At 67.6% G+C, this 14,736-nt stretch carries 22 protein-coding genes; 9 read left to right on the forward strand and 13 right to left on the reverse strand.

The window, feature by feature from the left end; translation table 11 throughout:
- Positions 1-57: 57 nt before the first annotated feature.
- From ASC67_RS12665 to ASC67_RS20300, 5 genes are all read left to right on the forward strand, one after another.
- Positions 58-603 (forward strand): OmpA family protein, encoded by a 546-nt coding sequence (locus ASC67_RS12665; RefSeq protein WP_235566312.1) that lies wholly within the window; start codon positions 58-60, stop codon positions 601-603.
- Between the two features lie 32 nt (positions 604-635).
- The gene (locus ASC67_RS12670) at positions 636-1,778 is read left to right on the forward strand and encodes an LPD7 domain-containing protein (RefSeq protein ID WP_056321079.1); all 1,143 of its coding nucleotides are present in this window, start codon (positions 636-638) and stop codon (positions 1,776-1,778) included.
- Positions 1,779-1,788: 10 nt separating this feature from the next.
- Complete coding sequence (locus ASC67_RS12675; RefSeq protein WP_056321084.1) at positions 1,789-3,054, forward strand: DUF1173 domain-containing protein; 1,266 nt, start codon at positions 1,789-1,791, stop codon at positions 3,052-3,054.
- 77 nt (positions 3,055-3,131) lie between these two features.
- A complete protein-coding gene (locus ASC67_RS12680) occupies positions 3,132-3,755 on the forward strand; it encodes a type IV toxin-antitoxin system AbiEi family antitoxin domain-containing protein (protein ID WP_056321088.1) in 624 nt (207 codons plus the stop codon).
- 53 nt (positions 3,756-3,808) lie between these two features.
- Positions 3,809-3,964 carry a hypothetical protein gene (locus tag ASC67_RS20300; protein ID WP_200946933.1) on the forward strand — a complete coding sequence of 52 codons (156 nt, stop codon included), beginning with the start codon at positions 3,809-3,811 and terminating at the stop codon, positions 3,962-3,964.
- 14 nt (positions 3,965-3,978) lie between these two features.
- Here the strand turns inward: ASC67_RS20300 and ASC67_RS12685 are convergent, their stop codons facing one another.
- The 5 genes from ASC67_RS12685 to ASC67_RS12705 all read right to left on the reverse strand — a co-directional run bounded on the left by ASC67_RS12685 (position 3,979) and on the right by ASC67_RS12705 (position 7,606).
- Positions 3,979-5,073: an ImmA/IrrE family metallo-endopeptidase gene (locus ASC67_RS12685; protein ID WP_056321091.1), complete on the reverse strand. Its 1,095-nt coding sequence runs from the start codon at positions 5,071-5,073 to the stop codon at positions 3,979-3,981.
- Complete coding sequence (locus tag ASC67_RS12690) at positions 5,070-5,669, reverse strand: hypothetical protein (protein ID WP_235566313.1); 600 nt, start codon at positions 5,667-5,669, stop codon at positions 5,070-5,072. The genes ASC67_RS12685 and ASC67_RS12690 overlap by 4 nt, the downstream gene beginning before the upstream one ends.
- Before the next feature lie 33 nt (positions 5,670-5,702).
- Positions 5,703-5,948, reverse strand: coding sequence for a hypothetical protein (locus ASC67_RS12695; protein WP_162245633.1), 246 nt, complete (start codon positions 5,946-5,948; stop codon positions 5,703-5,705).
- A gap of 95 nt (positions 5,949-6,043) precedes the next feature.
- The gene (locus ASC67_RS12700) at positions 6,044-7,015 is read right to left on the reverse strand and encodes a relaxase/mobilization nuclease domain-containing protein (protein WP_082536002.1); all 972 of its coding nucleotides are present in this window, start codon (positions 7,013-7,015) and stop codon (positions 6,044-6,046) included.
- A 15-nt stretch (positions 7,016-7,030) separates the two neighbouring features.
- On the reverse strand, positions 7,031-7,606 hold the full coding sequence (locus ASC67_RS12705; protein WP_056321103.1) for a hypothetical protein: 576 nt from the start codon (positions 7,604-7,606) through the stop codon (positions 7,031-7,033).
- A gap of 315 nt (positions 7,607-7,921) precedes the next feature.
- Between ASC67_RS12705 and ASC67_RS20625 the strand changes: the two genes are divergently transcribed.
- Genes ASC67_RS20625 through ASC67_RS12715 form a run of 3 tightly spaced genes read left to right on the forward strand, consistent with a single transcriptional unit; the run spans position 7,922 to position 9,542 of the window.
- Positions 7,922-8,353: a hypothetical protein gene (locus ASC67_RS20625; RefSeq protein WP_156466764.1), complete on the forward strand. Its 432-nt coding sequence runs from the start codon at positions 7,922-7,924 to the stop codon at positions 8,351-8,353.
- Complete coding sequence (gene stbB / locus ASC67_RS12710) at positions 8,350-9,084, forward strand: StbB family protein (protein WP_056321107.1); 735 nt, start codon at positions 8,350-8,352, stop codon at positions 9,082-9,084. Before ASC67_RS20625 ends, stbB begins: the two co-directional genes overlap by 4 nt.
- Positions 9,081-9,542 (forward strand): hypothetical protein, encoded by a 462-nt coding sequence (locus ASC67_RS12715; RefSeq protein WP_056322094.1) that lies wholly within the window; start codon positions 9,081-9,083, stop codon positions 9,540-9,542. The genes stbB and ASC67_RS12715 overlap by 4 nt, the downstream gene beginning before the upstream one ends.
- Before the next feature lie 78 nt (positions 9,543-9,620).
- Here ASC67_RS12715 and ASC67_RS12720 read toward each other — a convergent pair whose 3' ends face one another.
- The 8 genes from ASC67_RS12720 to ASC67_RS12755 form a co-directional block, all read right to left on the reverse strand.
- Complete coding sequence (locus tag ASC67_RS12720) at positions 9,621-9,932, reverse strand: type II toxin-antitoxin system RelE/ParE family toxin (protein WP_056321111.1); 312 nt, start codon at positions 9,930-9,932, stop codon at positions 9,621-9,623.
- Positions 9,929-10,213, reverse strand: a complete 285-nt coding sequence (locus ASC67_RS12725) for a YlcI/YnfO family protein (protein WP_011829266.1) — start codon at positions 10,211-10,213, stop codon at positions 9,929-9,931. Before ASC67_RS12725 ends, ASC67_RS12720 begins: the two co-directional genes overlap by 4 nt.
- Before the next feature lie 244 nt (positions 10,214-10,457).
- Positions 10,458-10,811, reverse strand: coding sequence for a hypothetical protein (locus tag ASC67_RS12730; protein WP_056321114.1), 354 nt, complete (start codon positions 10,809-10,811; stop codon positions 10,458-10,460).
- 105 nt (positions 10,812-10,916) lie between these two features.
- Positions 10,917-11,780, reverse strand: a complete 864-nt coding sequence (locus ASC67_RS12735) for a DUF932 domain-containing protein (protein WP_056321117.1) — start codon at positions 11,778-11,780, stop codon at positions 10,917-10,919.
- 77 nt (positions 11,781-11,857) lie between these two features.
- Entirely contained in the window at positions 11,858-12,322 is a 465-nt protein-coding gene (locus tag ASC67_RS12740) for a single-stranded DNA-binding protein (protein ID WP_056321121.1), read from the reverse strand.
- Between the two features lie 983 nt (positions 12,323-13,305).
- Positions 13,306-13,524, reverse strand: a complete 219-nt coding sequence (locus ASC67_RS12745) for a GDCCVxC domain-containing (seleno)protein (protein ID WP_082536003.1) — start codon at positions 13,522-13,524, stop codon at positions 13,306-13,308.
- A gap of 1 nt (position 13,525) precedes the next feature.
- On the reverse strand, positions 13,526-13,810 hold the full coding sequence (gene merP, locus ASC67_RS12750; protein ID WP_056321124.1) for a mercury resistance system periplasmic binding protein MerP: 285 nt from the start codon (positions 13,808-13,810) through the stop codon (positions 13,526-13,528).
- Between the two features lie 9 nt (positions 13,811-13,819).
- Complete coding sequence (locus ASC67_RS12755) at positions 13,820-14,170, reverse strand: mercuric transporter MerT family protein (protein ID WP_056321129.1); 351 nt, start codon at positions 14,168-14,170, stop codon at positions 13,820-13,822.
- A gap of 64 nt (positions 14,171-14,234) precedes the next feature.
- On the opposite strand from ASC67_RS12755, the gene ASC67_RS12760 reads away from it, so the two are divergent.
- Positions 14,235-14,648, forward strand: coding sequence for a MerR family transcriptional regulator (locus ASC67_RS12760; protein ID WP_056321135.1), 414 nt, complete (start codon positions 14,235-14,237; stop codon positions 14,646-14,648).
- The last annotated feature ends 88 nt before the right edge of the window (positions 14,649-14,736 follow it).

The following is a 14,736-nucleotide window of genomic DNA, read 5'->3' on the forward strand; positions in this document are numbered from 1 at the left end:
GCCTCGTGCAGTTCCCCGCCGAAGCCGCCGACGGTCGACGAGTCGCAGAAGCGGCCAGTGAACTCCCAGGTGGCCGTCGAGCTGCAGGTCTGCAAGAACGACCTGCAGAACACCCGCCTGCTCGCCACCGAGGCCAGCCGCATCGCGGAGACCACCTCGGCCACGTTGGCGAACATGGCGGCGCGCCAGCAACTTCTGGCCGCCATGCAGGCTCCAGCCGCCCAGCAAGTCAAGGCCAACAGTGTCTTCACAGTGCGGTTCGACTTCGGCAGCACGCGCGTGGCCATCCCGCCCGATGTCACCGCGGCCCTTGTCGAAGATGCGAAGGCGTCTCCGATGGTCCTGCTGCGAGGGCGCACCGATGGCACCACCGACGCGCCGGCCGAAAGCCGTATTGCCCGGGAGCGGGCGGCGGCGGTGCGTGACTACCTCGTGGCCGCGGGCGTGGACCCGGCCCGCATCCGCGCTACCTATCAGCCGGCTGGCGACCACGTCGCCGACAACGCCAGCGCCGGAGGCCGCAGCCTGAACCGCCGTGTCGAGATCGAGCTGTACCGGGCGCTGCCGGTAGCGCTGAGCGCGACAGCCGTCGCCCAGCCCTGAGCCCCCACCTCACTCAACACCCCGAGGTCACCATGGACGCAGACAACTCCCCAGCCCGCCAGGGCGTGCCGACCCAGGGCGGTACCGTCGAGCCCGCGAACCGTGCACCGGTGGCCATCGCGAAGTTCCAGACGCCGGAGCCGGAACCTGGCGAACGCTACGAGTTGCGAGACCCCTTCGCCGAGGTGACCTACCGCGCCAACACCTTCCCCGAGATGGTCGCCAAGGCGGACCAGCTGGGCAGCACACGCTTCGTCGCCGTGGCCGAGGACGGTAAGCGCACAACGATGCAGAAGGTCGACGGCGGGTGGCAACGCGGTGAGCAGCGTCCTGCGCGGCCCGAGCGGCCGCTGGACCCGGGTCCGGCGCGCGACGAGGTTCCAGAGGCCGCAAGCTCGGCCGCAGCACCTGGCGCCAGCAAGGCCACGGCGCCGCCGGAACAGGACGTTGCCAAGTCCGTGGCGAAGATCGACACCCAGGCCGAACGCGCGGCGCTCCTCGCGCGCCTCGAAGCCGCGCTGACGGAGCGCTACATCATCAAGCGGGCTCCGGTGACGATGGGCGACGTGACCATCGGCCGCACCGAATACCGCTTTCGCGGCGACACCTCCCGCGTGGCCTTCACCGAGTCGACGTTTCGCCTCGCCACCGACACCAACAGCCCCTCGGTCGCTCGGTCGATGGTCGATGTGGCCGAGGCGCGCAACTGGAAGGCGCTGCGAGTGTCCGGCAACGAGGACTTCAAGCGCATGGTCTGGCTCGAGGCATCCGTGCGCGGCGTGAAGACCCTGGGCTACGAGCCGAACCCCAGTGACCTGGAAGTGCTGAAGCGCGAGCGCGAGGCGCGCCAAGTCAACCGCATCGAACCGGCCCGGGATGCGAGTGGCGGTGCAGCGGCAGCGCCGGCCGAGAAGGCATCCGCCCGCGGCGGCGGTGGTCGCAAGGCAGTGCTCGCCGCCATCGAGGCGGTGCTGGTTGCCAAGAAGGTGCCCGAGAAGCAGCGCGCCGCCGTGATCGCCGCCGCGACCGAAAAACTGGCCCAGCGCATCCGCGACGGCCAAGTGCCCAAGGTGAAGGTCTACGACAAGGCCGCGCCGTCGCAGCGACCCGTCGTCGTCCCCGCGCCTGAGATGCAGCGCTCGCGCGACCGCGCCGCGCCGGCACCGGCGCGGTAAGGCCACGCCCGTGGAGACTTCGGCCCGTGGCATCGCGGCACCTGCCGCGTTGTACGAGATCGCCGGCCGGCGCTTCGAGATCGGGTCGCGAGGGTTCGCAGATGCCGTCGCCGACGCCCACGCGGCCCACCAGCGCCCACGTTGCTTGTGCCAGGTCGAAGGCGTCGAGATGTACGTGGCGCGCTTTGGCGAGGGCTACATCGTCAAGCGCATGCCCGACACGGGCAGCCACCACGCCCCCGACTGCCCGTCCTACGAGCCGCCGACCGAGTTCTCCGGCCTGGGGCAGGTGCTGGGCAGCGCGATCACCGAAGACCCGGCAACCGGGGAGACGACGCTCAGGCTCGACTTCCCGCTGACCAAGATGCCGGGACGATCGCAGATGCCACCCAGCGGTAGCGACAGCGACAGCGTCGTCAGCGACGGCACCAGGCTCTCATTGCGCGGCCTGCTGCACTACCTGTGGGACCAGGCTGAACTGACACGCTGGCATCCAGGCTTCGCTGGAAAGAGGACCTGGGCCACAGTGCGAAGGCACCTTCTCCAGGCGGCCGAACGCAAGCTCGCTCGCGGTAGCCCATTGCGCACCCGTCTCTACGTGCCGGAGCCGTTCGCGCCAGACCAACGCGATGCAATCAACGCCCGGCGCCTGGCGCATTGGCAGCCTGCCGTGGCAGCGCCCGGGAGACTCCAGCAGCTGATGCTTCTGATCGGGGAGGTGAAGGAAATCGTCCCGGCGCGATACGGGTTCAAGGCGGTGGTGAAGCACCTCCCAGACCAGGCCTTCGCGATCGACGAGCATCTGTACCGACGGCTCGGACGCCGCTTCGAGTCTGAACTGGCGCTTTGGGGGGCCGCGGACGACATCCACATGATGATGGTCGCGACCTTCAGCGTTGCCGCGACGGGCGTCCCCACCATCGCGGAACTGTCGTTGATGCCGGCAACGCGGCATTGGCTGCCTGTCGAAGACGGATTCGAGAAGCAGCTCATTGAGCAACTGGTCGCTCAAGGGCGATCCTTCGTGAAGGGACTGCGCTACAACCTGGGCAAGGTCAGCGCGCTGGCGTGCGCAGCGCTCACCGACTGCGAGGGCTCAACACCCTCGCTGTACATCGTTGACGCTGGCAGCCAGGACCGTGAACAGCACCGTCAGGCCCCCTCGCCTTCGGGTTCAGTGTGGCTGTGGAATCCATCTTTCGAGGCGATGCCATCGTTCCCGCCAAGGCACCCAAGTCAGCCGAGAGCAGCTGAGACCGCCGTCGAATGCCGGTAGACATGCGGTTGTCGGCAACCGAACCGGGATGGTATAAATCATCGGACGCTTACTTCGTTCGACCTAGGATTCATAACATGCCCGCCCCGACCGCTTCAACCCAGCGCAGCCAGGCGCTGGCGCTGCTCAAGCGACGGGGGCTGCTCCGGCTGGCAGAGTTTGGCGAGGCGGGCATCACCGCCACGACCGTCAGCCGCATGGAGCGCGCCGGCGAGGTCGTGCGCCTCGCCCGCGGCCTGTACCAACTCGCCGACGCCGCGCTTGATCCGCAGCAGTCGCTGGCTGAGGCGGCGCGGCTCGTACCTAGAGGCGTCATCTGCCTGGCGTCTGCACTGGCGTTCCACGGCCTGACCGACCAGATGCCGCCGAAGGTCTGGATCGCCATCGGGCGCAAGGACTGGCGGCCTCGGGTCACCTATCCACCGATCCGAATCGCCCGGTTCTCTGACGAGCTGCTTCAACGCAGCGTTGAACACAAGAAGATCGCCGGCACGCCCGTGCCTGTCTTCGGCGTAGCCAAGACCGTGGCCGACCTGTTCCGCTACCGCCGAACAGTGGGCGATGCCCTCGCTGTCGAGGGCCTGCGCCAAGCGCTGCGGCAGCGCAAGGCCACGCCAGCAGAAATCGCCCGCGAAGCCAACGCAGCGGGCGTCTGGGCCACGATGGAGCCCTACGTGATGGCGCTGACCAGCGATGCCTGATCACCCGCGCAACATGGGCGCCTCGGTGCGCCAGCGGCTGCTCAACCTGGCGCATGCACGCGGCCAGCGGCATCGTCAATGACGCCAACGACTGGGCAGTCGAAACCGTGGGCAACCCGCGTTACCCGCTCGAACTGCTGCTGCGCGTGATCACGGTGAGCGTCGAGACGATGAAGATCGTGCGTGCGCTGCCGCCGCTGGTGATCTGACGCGGCCCGGCCGATCAGGCCATGGCGAAGAGGTTCACCACCTTGGTGTCGGTTGGATCCTCTTCGTCACCGAGCAGATTGCGCAGCAGCTTCGGCTGCACGCACATCTTGCGGGCGACGGCGGCGAGCGGCACGCCCATCTCGTCGGTCATCATGCGCAGGCCGTCCTTCACCATCTCGGGCTGCTCCACCGGCATGAATTCGTCTTCGCGCTCCTCGATGGCCTCGCCATGGCGCTTGAGCGAGATGTAGCCGGCGCGCACCTGGTCGTCGGAGAACACGCCGAGTTGACGGCCGCGGTACAGCAGCGCTGACTTGGACACGCCCCAGCGTTGCTTCAGCTGGCTCATGTAGTCCCAATTGATCCTCGATCCGCGCAGCGCGCGATGGCTTTCGGCCAGGAACGACGCACGCGGCAGCAAGAACGAGCTCGCGAAGCGGTTGGCCTGGGTCTCGGTCAGACGGTCACCAGTAAGCACGCCGATGTGCAGCGCGAAATGCCCCAGCTCATGGGCGATACCAAAGCGCGCGCGGCACGCCGACCGCCCGGAGCCGTTCAGCGCAATCACAGGACGCCGCGTTGCGAACGACACGGCGTCGACTTCATTGGCCAGGCCGTTCACACGCATGACAACCGCGCCGGCGTTCTCGGCCACGCGAGTGATGTTGCTGATCGGCCCCCAGCCGAGGCCCCAGGCACTTCGGCACTGCTCGGCACCACGCTCGATCGATTCTTCGGAGGTCGGATCCGCCTCGGCGATGCGGTAGCCGGGCATGTCGAGGTGCTCTTCGAGCACGCACACCAGTCGCTTGAGCATCTCGCCGCGCGCACGGGCGTACTGACGCAGGGCCACCTTGGTGGTCAGCTGCTTGCGGAAGTGACACTGCTCTTCGGTGAGCGGCATCGGGTCTACGTGCCGCAGGAACTCGGGATGGATGCCCAGGTGCTCAACGAGCGCCTGCTCCAGAGAAGCAGAGACCGGCTCGGCGCCGGTCTCCACACGACTCAGATACTGCTTGGACTTGTCGAGCCGCTCGCCCAGGTCGGTGAGGGACAAGCCATTGAACAGCCGCGCGAGACGGATATTCGAGTAGATGATCTGGCTCATGGCCCTGCAGATGCGACTGCCTCGTCATCGTCGTCACGGCGGCGCTTCGGCGCGATGACCGGCTTCGGAACCTCGACGGCTGCCGGCAGCGAAGGGGTGGCTTCGCCGATGCGGCGCACACCGCCAGAGATCCAGCGGCAAACCACTTGGTCGGCGTTGGAGAACCCAAGCAGCTCGACGCGAGGGTCACTGGACTCATCGGCCCCGCAGTCGATGACGAAGACAAATCGCGCAGCTTCGCCGGGCTCGGCTTCATCCAACAACGGCATTTGGAACAGGTGGGTTTCCAGGACCGCGCGCTTCTTCGGCGCATCGGCATCGTCGTTGCTGAACCGGCATGGGATGCCGTTGATCGCGAACACGATGTCGAGGCCACCGTTCATGACCTTCAGCCACGGGTGCCGGCCAGACAGGTACTCGAGCATGATGCGTTGCTTCTGTCGGCCGAAGCGCGCAGTGCCGCGGGTGTAGGGTGTGTCAGTGTCCCGGACCAGATCGTCTTCCGTGGCTCGCCACTCCTCGAGCAGCCAAGAGGCGACGAGCTGCAGGCACTCCTCCTTGAGTTCGGAGGGAAGGCGACCGTCAGAGGGTTTCAAGACCAACATGGTTTGTGCAATCCAGGAAGAACGTCAACGCATTATGTGCGTTTTCATCGATCCGTCAACCTCACGCCCTTCCAGGGGCTGCTGCACCTCAGCGATCGGCACGACTCGTTGTCCGTTCACCCATACGTCGCCACCAGCAACCTCGATCAGCATGGCGCCGAACGCGCTCTGCCATAGGTAGCGCAGCACTCCCGCTGTCGCCAGATCGAGCGTCGATTGGTCTGCGGGTTGGACCCCGAGCAAGACCTCGGGCAGCATGGGCGCGTTCATGGCGGTGAGGCGACAACAGAGGCACAGGCAAATACTGTACATCTATCCAGTATCTTTGCCCTCGTCCGATCCCGAAACTGCGCCCGTATCTCCCGTCAGCGTGATCGACCATGGGATCCCAAAGGTCGCGTCAGCGGATCAAGCCCAACATCACCGCGCGTCAGCAGGCCCGTGCGCTCCATGCCGTTCGCATAGCTGTTGATCGCTGCCGCAAGTTGCCGATCGCCCGCATCGCCAGACTTGGCCAGCGCTGTGGCAATCACCTGCCAGGCCCTCTGCGCCTCAGCCAGCGTGGCTTCCGCGCGAGCGCCACTCTTCGCGGCAGGTCTCGTGGTCCGCAGCCGTCCATCCTCGCGCGCCTTCATCCGCCACAAGGGGTCGTAGTTCCGACTCCTACCGCGAGTAGCCTGTCGCGTCGCCTCAGCCTCGATGCCGTATCCACGCAGCTTCTCAACAAAGGTCTCGCGCCACCGGTGCAGGTCGGCCTTGCGCGGGTTCAGGCGCTTGCCGGACTTGGACTCTGCGCGCACGCTGATGTGCACGTGCGGATTGGCCTGGTGATCGTGCAGGACCATCACGTACTTGTGGTCCGCCAGCTCGGCTTGGGCGAACTCGCGCGCCGCGCGATGCACGGTCAGCGGGTCCGTCCCACGGGGCATCGACAGCATGATGTTGTAGGCCTCGCGCCGGTGACCAGGTTCGGCGTCGTCGGGGATCAGTGAGCCACCGAAGCGCCATTCATCGGCCAGGTCGCGCAAGGTGTCCTTGCCGCGTATCGTCTCGCCTCGCTGGTCCTCGATTTCCAGCCGGCCGTTCTTGCTGATGTAGCGGAAGTGCGCGGCGATGGCCCTCATGCCGCGCCCGCCACCCGTCACCTTCACCATCACCTGCGGCGCACGTCGAACCACCGTCGCCTCGATGCGCTTGCGGATGGCTGCAGCGCGAAGGCGTGCCGCGTCCCCGCTCAGCCTGGGTTGCGGTTTCACCCTGACGACCCGGTTGCCGGGGTAGAACAGGCGATCGCCCCAGGTGATCAGGATGCCGTCGATGTTGGGGGCTTGAGCCATGGGGAACTCCTTTCGTCACGAGGCTGATCGAGCCGTGGGCCGAGTGCTGCGGCTCTGTGGCTGCAGGTCGGCCAAGACACGGGCAGCCAGCTCGAGGTGCCGGCGCACGTCACCGGCCAGCGTGTCCAACATCTCCCGATAGGGCCTTGCGGGTTCCACGTTGGCCTGGCGCAGCAGCGCCGTCAGGCGGTGGACGTTGCGGCTGAGGGTCGACAGTTCGGCGCAGGACGCCATCAACGTGGCAATGTGCTCGGTCCGGCCTCCACCAGCGGACAGCACGGGCACATTGGCGATGAGACCGGCCAGGTAAGCGCCGCGCGAGAGGCCTGCGGCACGTGCGCCAGCAGCGAGCTGACGAGCCTCATCGGCGGTCATCCGAATCGACAGCTTGACGCTGGCGGCACTTGCAGGGCCTGCGGTGAGCGCATCCATGCGGCTGGCTTCGCCATCCGCCGCGAGCCCGAGATCGCGCATCACTGCGGTGCGAACCAGCACCGACACGCTCACCCGCTGCGCCTGCGCGCGAGCCACCAGCGCGGCCTTCAAGCCGCGCATCTCGACCGTGACGAAGTCATGGGCAGTGGTGTTCATGAGCCGACGAAAGGAGGGTCGCGAAGCGCTTGTGAAACTGGCGGCAGGCCGCCTATCTCTGCACTCACCTTGAAGACCAGTATTGGCTTGGATCGAGGCAGCTTGCCTGCGAGATTCGGGCCGAAATGCTGCGCGGTCGCGGCCTGTGGCTACTCCTACGATGGACTCTGCGTAGCCGATGCCTAGGCGATGCGTACGCAGTGGTTAGGCGATGAGTAAACGATGCACAAGACTGACCAATTGGTGGTCAGCCGTTGCACAAACAGCGCAGCGCTTGCACAGCTACTGCATAGCGACTGACTCGGAGAGGAGCCGATGAACCTGGTCCCCGTCCGCCCTCCGGGCCCGAACGCGCGCAAGGCTCGATCGTTCTCTTCCGAGATCCTTCAACTCAGGGCGCAGGGCTACACCTTCGAGGCGATCCGCGAAGCGCTGGGGGCCGCCGGCGTGTGCGTGAGCAACAGCACGGTCCAACGGGAGGCGGCCAGGGCTGCAGGGCATCCGCCGGCAGCCGCGTCGGCGGCCGAAGCTGGAGGACATCGACGCGCGTCGCAGCCAGCTCCCGCGCCAGGTGCGTCGGCCCATGCCTCGGAACCTGCCTCTTCATCAGGCCCCGCATCACCCGCCATTAGGCGCGACGCCCGTACCAGCACATCGGCCGACCGCATCAGCGGCAAGGAAAGCGCCGAAGCCTTCTTCAACGCCCACCCGAGCAACCCCCTCTTCGCTGCCAAGGAGTCCCCATGAAACTAGCCGTCATCAACTTCTCGGGCAACGTAGGAAAGACGACAGTAGCCCGTCACCTGCTCGCCCCGCGCATTCCCGGCTGTCAGGTCGTCGCGGTGGAGAGCATCAACGCCGACGACGGTCAGCCGGTCACGATCCGCGGGCGTCAGTTCGCCCAGCTTCAGGAGTTCCTGCAGAGCGTCGACGACGTGGTTGTCGATGTCGGCGCGAGCAACGTCGAGGAGCTGCTCAGGCTGATGCGGCGCTACCAGGACAGCCAGGAGGACTTCGACGGCTTTGTCGTTCCCACCGTGCCGGCGCGCAAGCAGCAGCAGGACACGGCCGCCACGCTGGCGGAACTGTCACGCATCGGCGTGCCGCCGGAGCGCCTTCGGGTAGTCTTCAACCAGGTCGACGACGACAGTCCGATCGAGCGCACCTTCGAAACGCTTCTCGCTTACTGCGCCTCGACCGGCGTAGCCCAGACCTGCGCGGCAGCGTGCATCTCGTTCAACGAGGTGTACGCGCTCGTCCGCGGCAGCGGCCAGTCGCTCGCCGAGCTTGCGGCCGACGGCACCGATTACAAGGCCGCGATTGCCAATGCCGCTGCACAGCCGGACAAGCTGGCGCTGGCGCAGCGTCTGGCAACCCGCCGCCTGGCCCGGGGCGTCATCCCCGAACTCGACGCGTGCTTCGCAGCGCTGGAGCTGCATCGCCTCCCGTCGTGCCAGCAGGCGACACCGACGGCATGACGCATCCCAGCACGACGCGGGAGGCGCTCATTGCCGAGGCCCTCGATGACGCGGCCAAGCTGCTGCGACAGGTCGAGGCACTGGCACCGGCGCTGGATCAGTCGCGCCAGGCGCTCGCCGATGCGCACAGCGGACTCGCGGGGCAGCTGGCCGCGTTTGAAGCCCAGGTGACGGCGCTCACCGAACGGGCCAAGGTCCAGGCAGTCAAGCACGTCCTCGTACGCACTGACGAGGCGGCGAGGCGCTCGGTCGAGCTGCAGGCGCGGGCGATGGCCGACGCCGCGCGCGTGGCGCTCGGTGCGGAGCTCGGCGCCACGCTGCAGCGGCTCCAGTCGGCTGCGCAGCCACGGGCGGAGTCGCCGCGACGGCGCTGGGAGCCATGGCTGACGCATGCGGCGGCTGCGGCGACCGCTTCCGCCGTCACCTGGACGGTGGCCGTCATGATGTGGGCGCGTTGAGCGCGCTTGACCCGCCAGGCGGGACACATCGGACAAAGGGAACCGGCCCCATGGCGAACCGCCGCACCGCTGTTGGCGTCAGTGGTAATCGTCCTCGAGCTGGTGACGCACGGCCAGGACAGTCACCGTCGCTGCATCCTCGATCTCGAAGAGCGTCACGTAGCCGCTGCTTCCAAAGGGGATGAGCAGTTCGCGCAGGAAAGGGTCTTCGTCGGCCTTGCGGTAGATGAACGGCGAGCGCCTCAGGCTCTCGACCGCGCCGGTGATCGCCCCTAGGGCCCGCTCGGCGAGATCGAGGTCCTCGACCGACGTGGCGCGATCGAGCAGGTACTCGTAGAGCCGCGTCAGGTCATGCCGGGCCGACGCGCTGTACCGGACGACAAAGCTCACGCACGGGCCTTCTTCTGCAGCCTCGTTCGGGCCTGGGCCAGCTTCTTGGCAAGCTCGGCGTGAACCACGTCGGCGTCGATGTACACACCCGTGCGCTTGGCCTCCTCGCGCGAGGCCAGGCCACGCGCGATGAACTCGGCACGGACGCGGCGTCGCTGGATCGTCTCCCTCACCGATGCCTCGATGAATCCCGACAGCGTCTCGCCTTCCTGGAGCACGCTCTCGGCGGCTTCGCGCAGTTCGGGCTCCACGCGCAGCGACGGCAGGGTGGCGGATTTCATGGTGGGCAGTCAGTGCGTTGCAGTTGCGATGCATTCTACGCGGACCGTCTGCCCACCGCCAGATGGGGGCAGCAGCGTCGACGCAGCGCAGGCTCCCGGTTGCCTGGCGTGCACCCCTCGACGGGGTGCCGCCGGGCCACGCGAGCCGGCCGACACGCAGTGGAGGCCGGCGAGCGGCCGTACAGCTCGTCTCGCGGCGAAGCGCGCGTGGCGGTCGATGCTGGGGCGATAGGCCGCCGCGCAATCAAGATCCTTCCGGCCAGCGCAGGCCCCAGCCCTCGATGACGGCGCGCACGCGGGCGTCCCCATCGGGAATGAGCGTGTGCAGGTCGGCCCGGCCCCAGCGCAGCGCGTCGAGGCAGCACAGCATGTCGTCGCTGATGGCGATGTCGACGGCGCGCAGCTCGAACAGGTCGAACTTGAAGGCCCGGCCGTTGTAGGTCGCGGCCAGGAAGCGCGCGACGCGCGGAATCTGGCCGGAGTCGCGCTCCTCGGCCAGCTTGAGCAGGCGCGCGAACGCCTGCGCTCCTGCCTGGGTCGCCTGGCGCGACCGGGTGTCGAATTCCGTGAGCGCGGCTTCGATCGCATCGGGACTCATCGGCGCCTCCTCGGACCGTGTGGGAAGACCAGCCCGATGGTCGGGCCGGTGCGGCACGGACAGCGCGCCAGATTCGAGGCCGAATCTGGCGCGCTCGGCCTGCGTTCAGCCCTTCAGCTTGCGCATCTCCTCGGCCAGCATCCACAGCGCACGGTTCAGGCTCACGCCCCGGTCGATGCTGCCGACCGGCCGGGTCTGCAGCCGGCGCCCCTGAGCGCTGCGGCCAGGCTGCCCGCCGCGGATCACGTTCTCCTGCACGCGCTGGAAGGTGGTCCACAGGCTGTGGCCGATGTCCTCGGGCCGGCGCGCCTCGATCAGCTGCTCGGCCGTGACGGGCGCGGGCTTGTGGCCGCCCGTCTCCTCCACGCCGCGCTCGCCGAAGCGGAGCGCCAGGGCGGCCGTCGCGAAGGCGATCTCCTCGGGCGGCTGGAGCTGCAGCGCCTTCATCGCCTCGGTGTGCTCGTTCACCGCCTCGAACTCGTCGAGCACCCGGAACGCGCCTTCGATCACTTCGCCCTGGATGTTGCCCTTGTGCGGGATGCGGATGTCCTCCACCACTTCGCCCACCACCAGGCCGTTGCAGCAGACAAAGCGGAACATGCCTGCCAGCATCTGGTACGAGCTGGCGCCGTCGTGGCTGTTGATCAGGATGATCTCGTTCGCTTCGGGCCGGGTCTGCACCTGCCTGGCGTGGCGCATGCGGATCATGTGCTTGGTGAACTCCGCCTTGCCTTCGACGCGGCTGGCGCCCTGGGCGACCATGAAGGGCTCGAAGCCCTCCTTGCGCAGGCCGCGCAGGACATCGATGGTGGGGATGTAGGTGTAGCGCTCGGAGCGGCTCGCGTGCTTGCCCTCTGCGAAGATGGACGGCGCCGCGGCGCGCATCTGGTCTTCGCTCAGGGGCTGGTCGCCGCGCATCACGCGGGTGTTGCGGGCAAAGCGGGTCGCCAGGGTCGGGGTCGAGTACATGATGGTTTCCTTCGATCGTTGAATGAGGGTCGAAGGGCGGGCGCGGCTCGTCTGCCTCACGCCCACCCGATGAGGGTTCAGGCGTCGGCGTGCGCCGGCTGGCGCGCGTTGCGGGGCTTGCGGGTGCTGGCGGCCGGCGCCGGTCGCTCGGCGCTGCTCGTGCCGCTCTCGGCACCGAGACCACCGTTGCGGCGGGCTTCGGATTCGGCGCGGCTGTCGAGGTAGTCGATCTCCTCGGCCGTGAACGCCATCCCGTAGACGGTCTCGCCGTCCTTCTCGTAGTTGTTGTTGCGGAGGCGCCCGACGATGTTGACGTGCGAGCCCTTGCCCAGGTACTCGGCGGCGTTCTCGGCCTGCTTGCCCCAGAGAGTCCACTGAATCGCGGTGGACTCCTCCTCGCGGGCGTCACCCGAACCGCGCCGGGTGTTGCTGATTGCGGTCAACACGCCCTTGGCGATCTTGCCCTCGCGGCCGTTGACGAATTCGAGCTTGACGGCCCCGGCCAGGTGCGCGTGACGCTGGATGACAGAAACGTTTGCCATGACGATCTCCAAACGAGAGCAACCAGCCGGGCCCCGGTCAGGGTTCCCTGAAAACTGATCCTCTCGCTCGGACTTCCTCGCTCCCGCCCACGGGCGGGCGGGGGGTGGGCATGGCCCCTTCCCTCACGGGAAGGGGTTGGGGATGGGTGGGGTTCCTCGCAGCCGAAGCAGTGAGCCAGTTACCCGGCCCACCGCTTGAAGATCCCCCCACAAGTCCCCCTCGCAATTCGACGGGGCGCGTGGGGGGAGCGCGGTGGGACGACTGGCGCACGGGCTGCCACCTCCCCACGGGCGGCGCAGCGTCGCGGCCGATGTGCCAGCTCGCCTGGCGCAGCGGTTGCAGCGAAGCCGACCGAACATTCACGAGCAGCGGCGGCTCTGCGGCCGACGTGACACCGAGCGCAGCGAATGGCGCGGTGGTCGAGCCGCTGATCGCTGGCTTTGCAGCGGCGCAGCCGCTGCGTGCACTTCATTGCACCCGGCTTTCAGCGGCCCGGCTCCGGGCTTGGCGGGTGACCGGGGTGGCGTTCGGGACGGCAGAGCACCGAGCGGAGCGCAGCGACCTGCGAGCCGGCCCGATCGCCAAGCGGGCGTCGTTCACGCGCAGCGTGAAGGAATCAGGGCCCGCGATCCCCGGGCACGGGAAAGGGCCGCCACGTGTCCCAGCCGGCGGCGCCGGCCTGACCGTGTTGCGTGAGGGACGGCAGCCCGTCAAGGGGCGAGACGCTGGTACCCCGGTGGCTCGACGCGCAGCGCAACGGCCCGGCCCCGCGCAGCGGGGACACGCCCGGGCCCACAGAGACCTGGATGCAGACCCGACATCGGGATCATCTGCCCTCCCCTGGTACGCCCTGACGCCGATGAAGATCAGAACGCCGCCCGGAAGGCCGCCAGGGATCATGTCGTCCCGCCGCGCTGAACGTACCGACCGGGTGTATCCATGTGCCGTAGGCATCCAGAGATTCAGGCAGCCCGTCAAGCGCTCAGCTCGCGCAGCACGAAGAACCATCGGCCTGGATGGGCGGGCACTTGTTCGTGCCGTACGAGCAGAACACACAGCAGTCGCCCGCCTTGGGACGCAGCACCGCCTTGCAGTTCTCGCACTCGTAGAACCATTGGCAGGCGTCGGTCGGCATCGTCTCTTCCTTGGCATGCCCGCACTGCGGACACGTGAGGACCGATTGAAGAACGATCGCAGTCACGTCACTGATCCGGCTTCACCGACGACGGGAACCCAGCGTCGGCCGTCGCCCGGGTCAAAGCCTCGGGCGAGGTCTTCGCGGGGTCGAAGGCGACGATCGCGCGCCTGGTCTTGAAGTCCACTTTGGCGGTGTCCACGCCGGGCACCTTCTCGAGGGCCTTTCGCACGGTGATCGGGCACACCGCGCAGTCCATCTTGGTCACGTCCAACGTGACGGTGCGGGAACCGGCGGCCAAGACGCCTGCGGAAACGATCAGGCCAGCAAACAGGACAGGAATGAACTTCATGGAGTGATCTCAGTAAAAGAGCGTCGCGTACAGCGGAAACGCCATCAGGGCCCCTGCCGCAGCGGCGACCACCCAAAAAATGACGCGCTGCCGCCAGCGCACCACGGGGATGGCGCAGACTTCGCCGGGCGCACAGTCCTCGGGCCTGCGGTACAGCTTGAAGAACGCGTAGCCGAAGAACGCCAAGGCAGCCGCGACGAAGTAAGGCTGGTAGACCTCCAGGGCCACCAGCCGCGAACCCCACGCGCCACCGACGCCGAGTACCACCAGCAGCAAAGGACCGGCGCAGCAGGCCGACGCGCCGATGGCAGCGGCGACGCCGCCCAGCAGCGAGCCTGAAGTCGTCCAGGGACGTGACATGCCTGTTTCTGTAGGGATCGATTGCGGCTAGTCTAGATACGTACCTGAGTACGGAGTCAAGCCCATGACGGAACAGATGACGATCGGCCAGCTGGCCGCCGCGGCCGGAGTCAACGTCGAGACGGTTCGCTACTACCAGCGCCGCGAACTGCTGGCCATCCCCGACCGCCCGGCGGGCGGGATCGGCAAGTACACGCCATCGGCTCTGACGCGCCTCCGCTTCATCAAGCGGGCGCAGTCGCTGGGCTTCACGCTCGACGACGTGCACGCGCTGCTGTCGCTCGACGATGGCCGAGACTGTTCGGCAGCACGACAGATCGGCGAGCACAAGCTCGCGGACGTGCGGCAACGACTGCAGGCTCTGCGGGTCCTCGAAGCGGCCCTGCAAGACCTGGTGAGCCGCTGCTCGACGACGAAGCGCAAGGTGAACTGCCCATTGATCGAAGCCCTGATGCAGTCCGAGGAGCGGGTAGCCTGAGCGGCCGTGGGCAGCGCCTCAGGCGAGCGTCAGCGACGCCCGCCGAAGTTGCCGCGGCACCCGCGGCGGCGGTGCGGGACCGTCACCG

The organism is Methylibium sp. Root1272 (assembly GCF_001425905.1).
In the GTDB taxonomy this organism is placed as follows: domain Bacteria; phylum Pseudomonadota; class Gammaproteobacteria; order Burkholderiales; family Burkholderiaceae_C; genus Methylibium.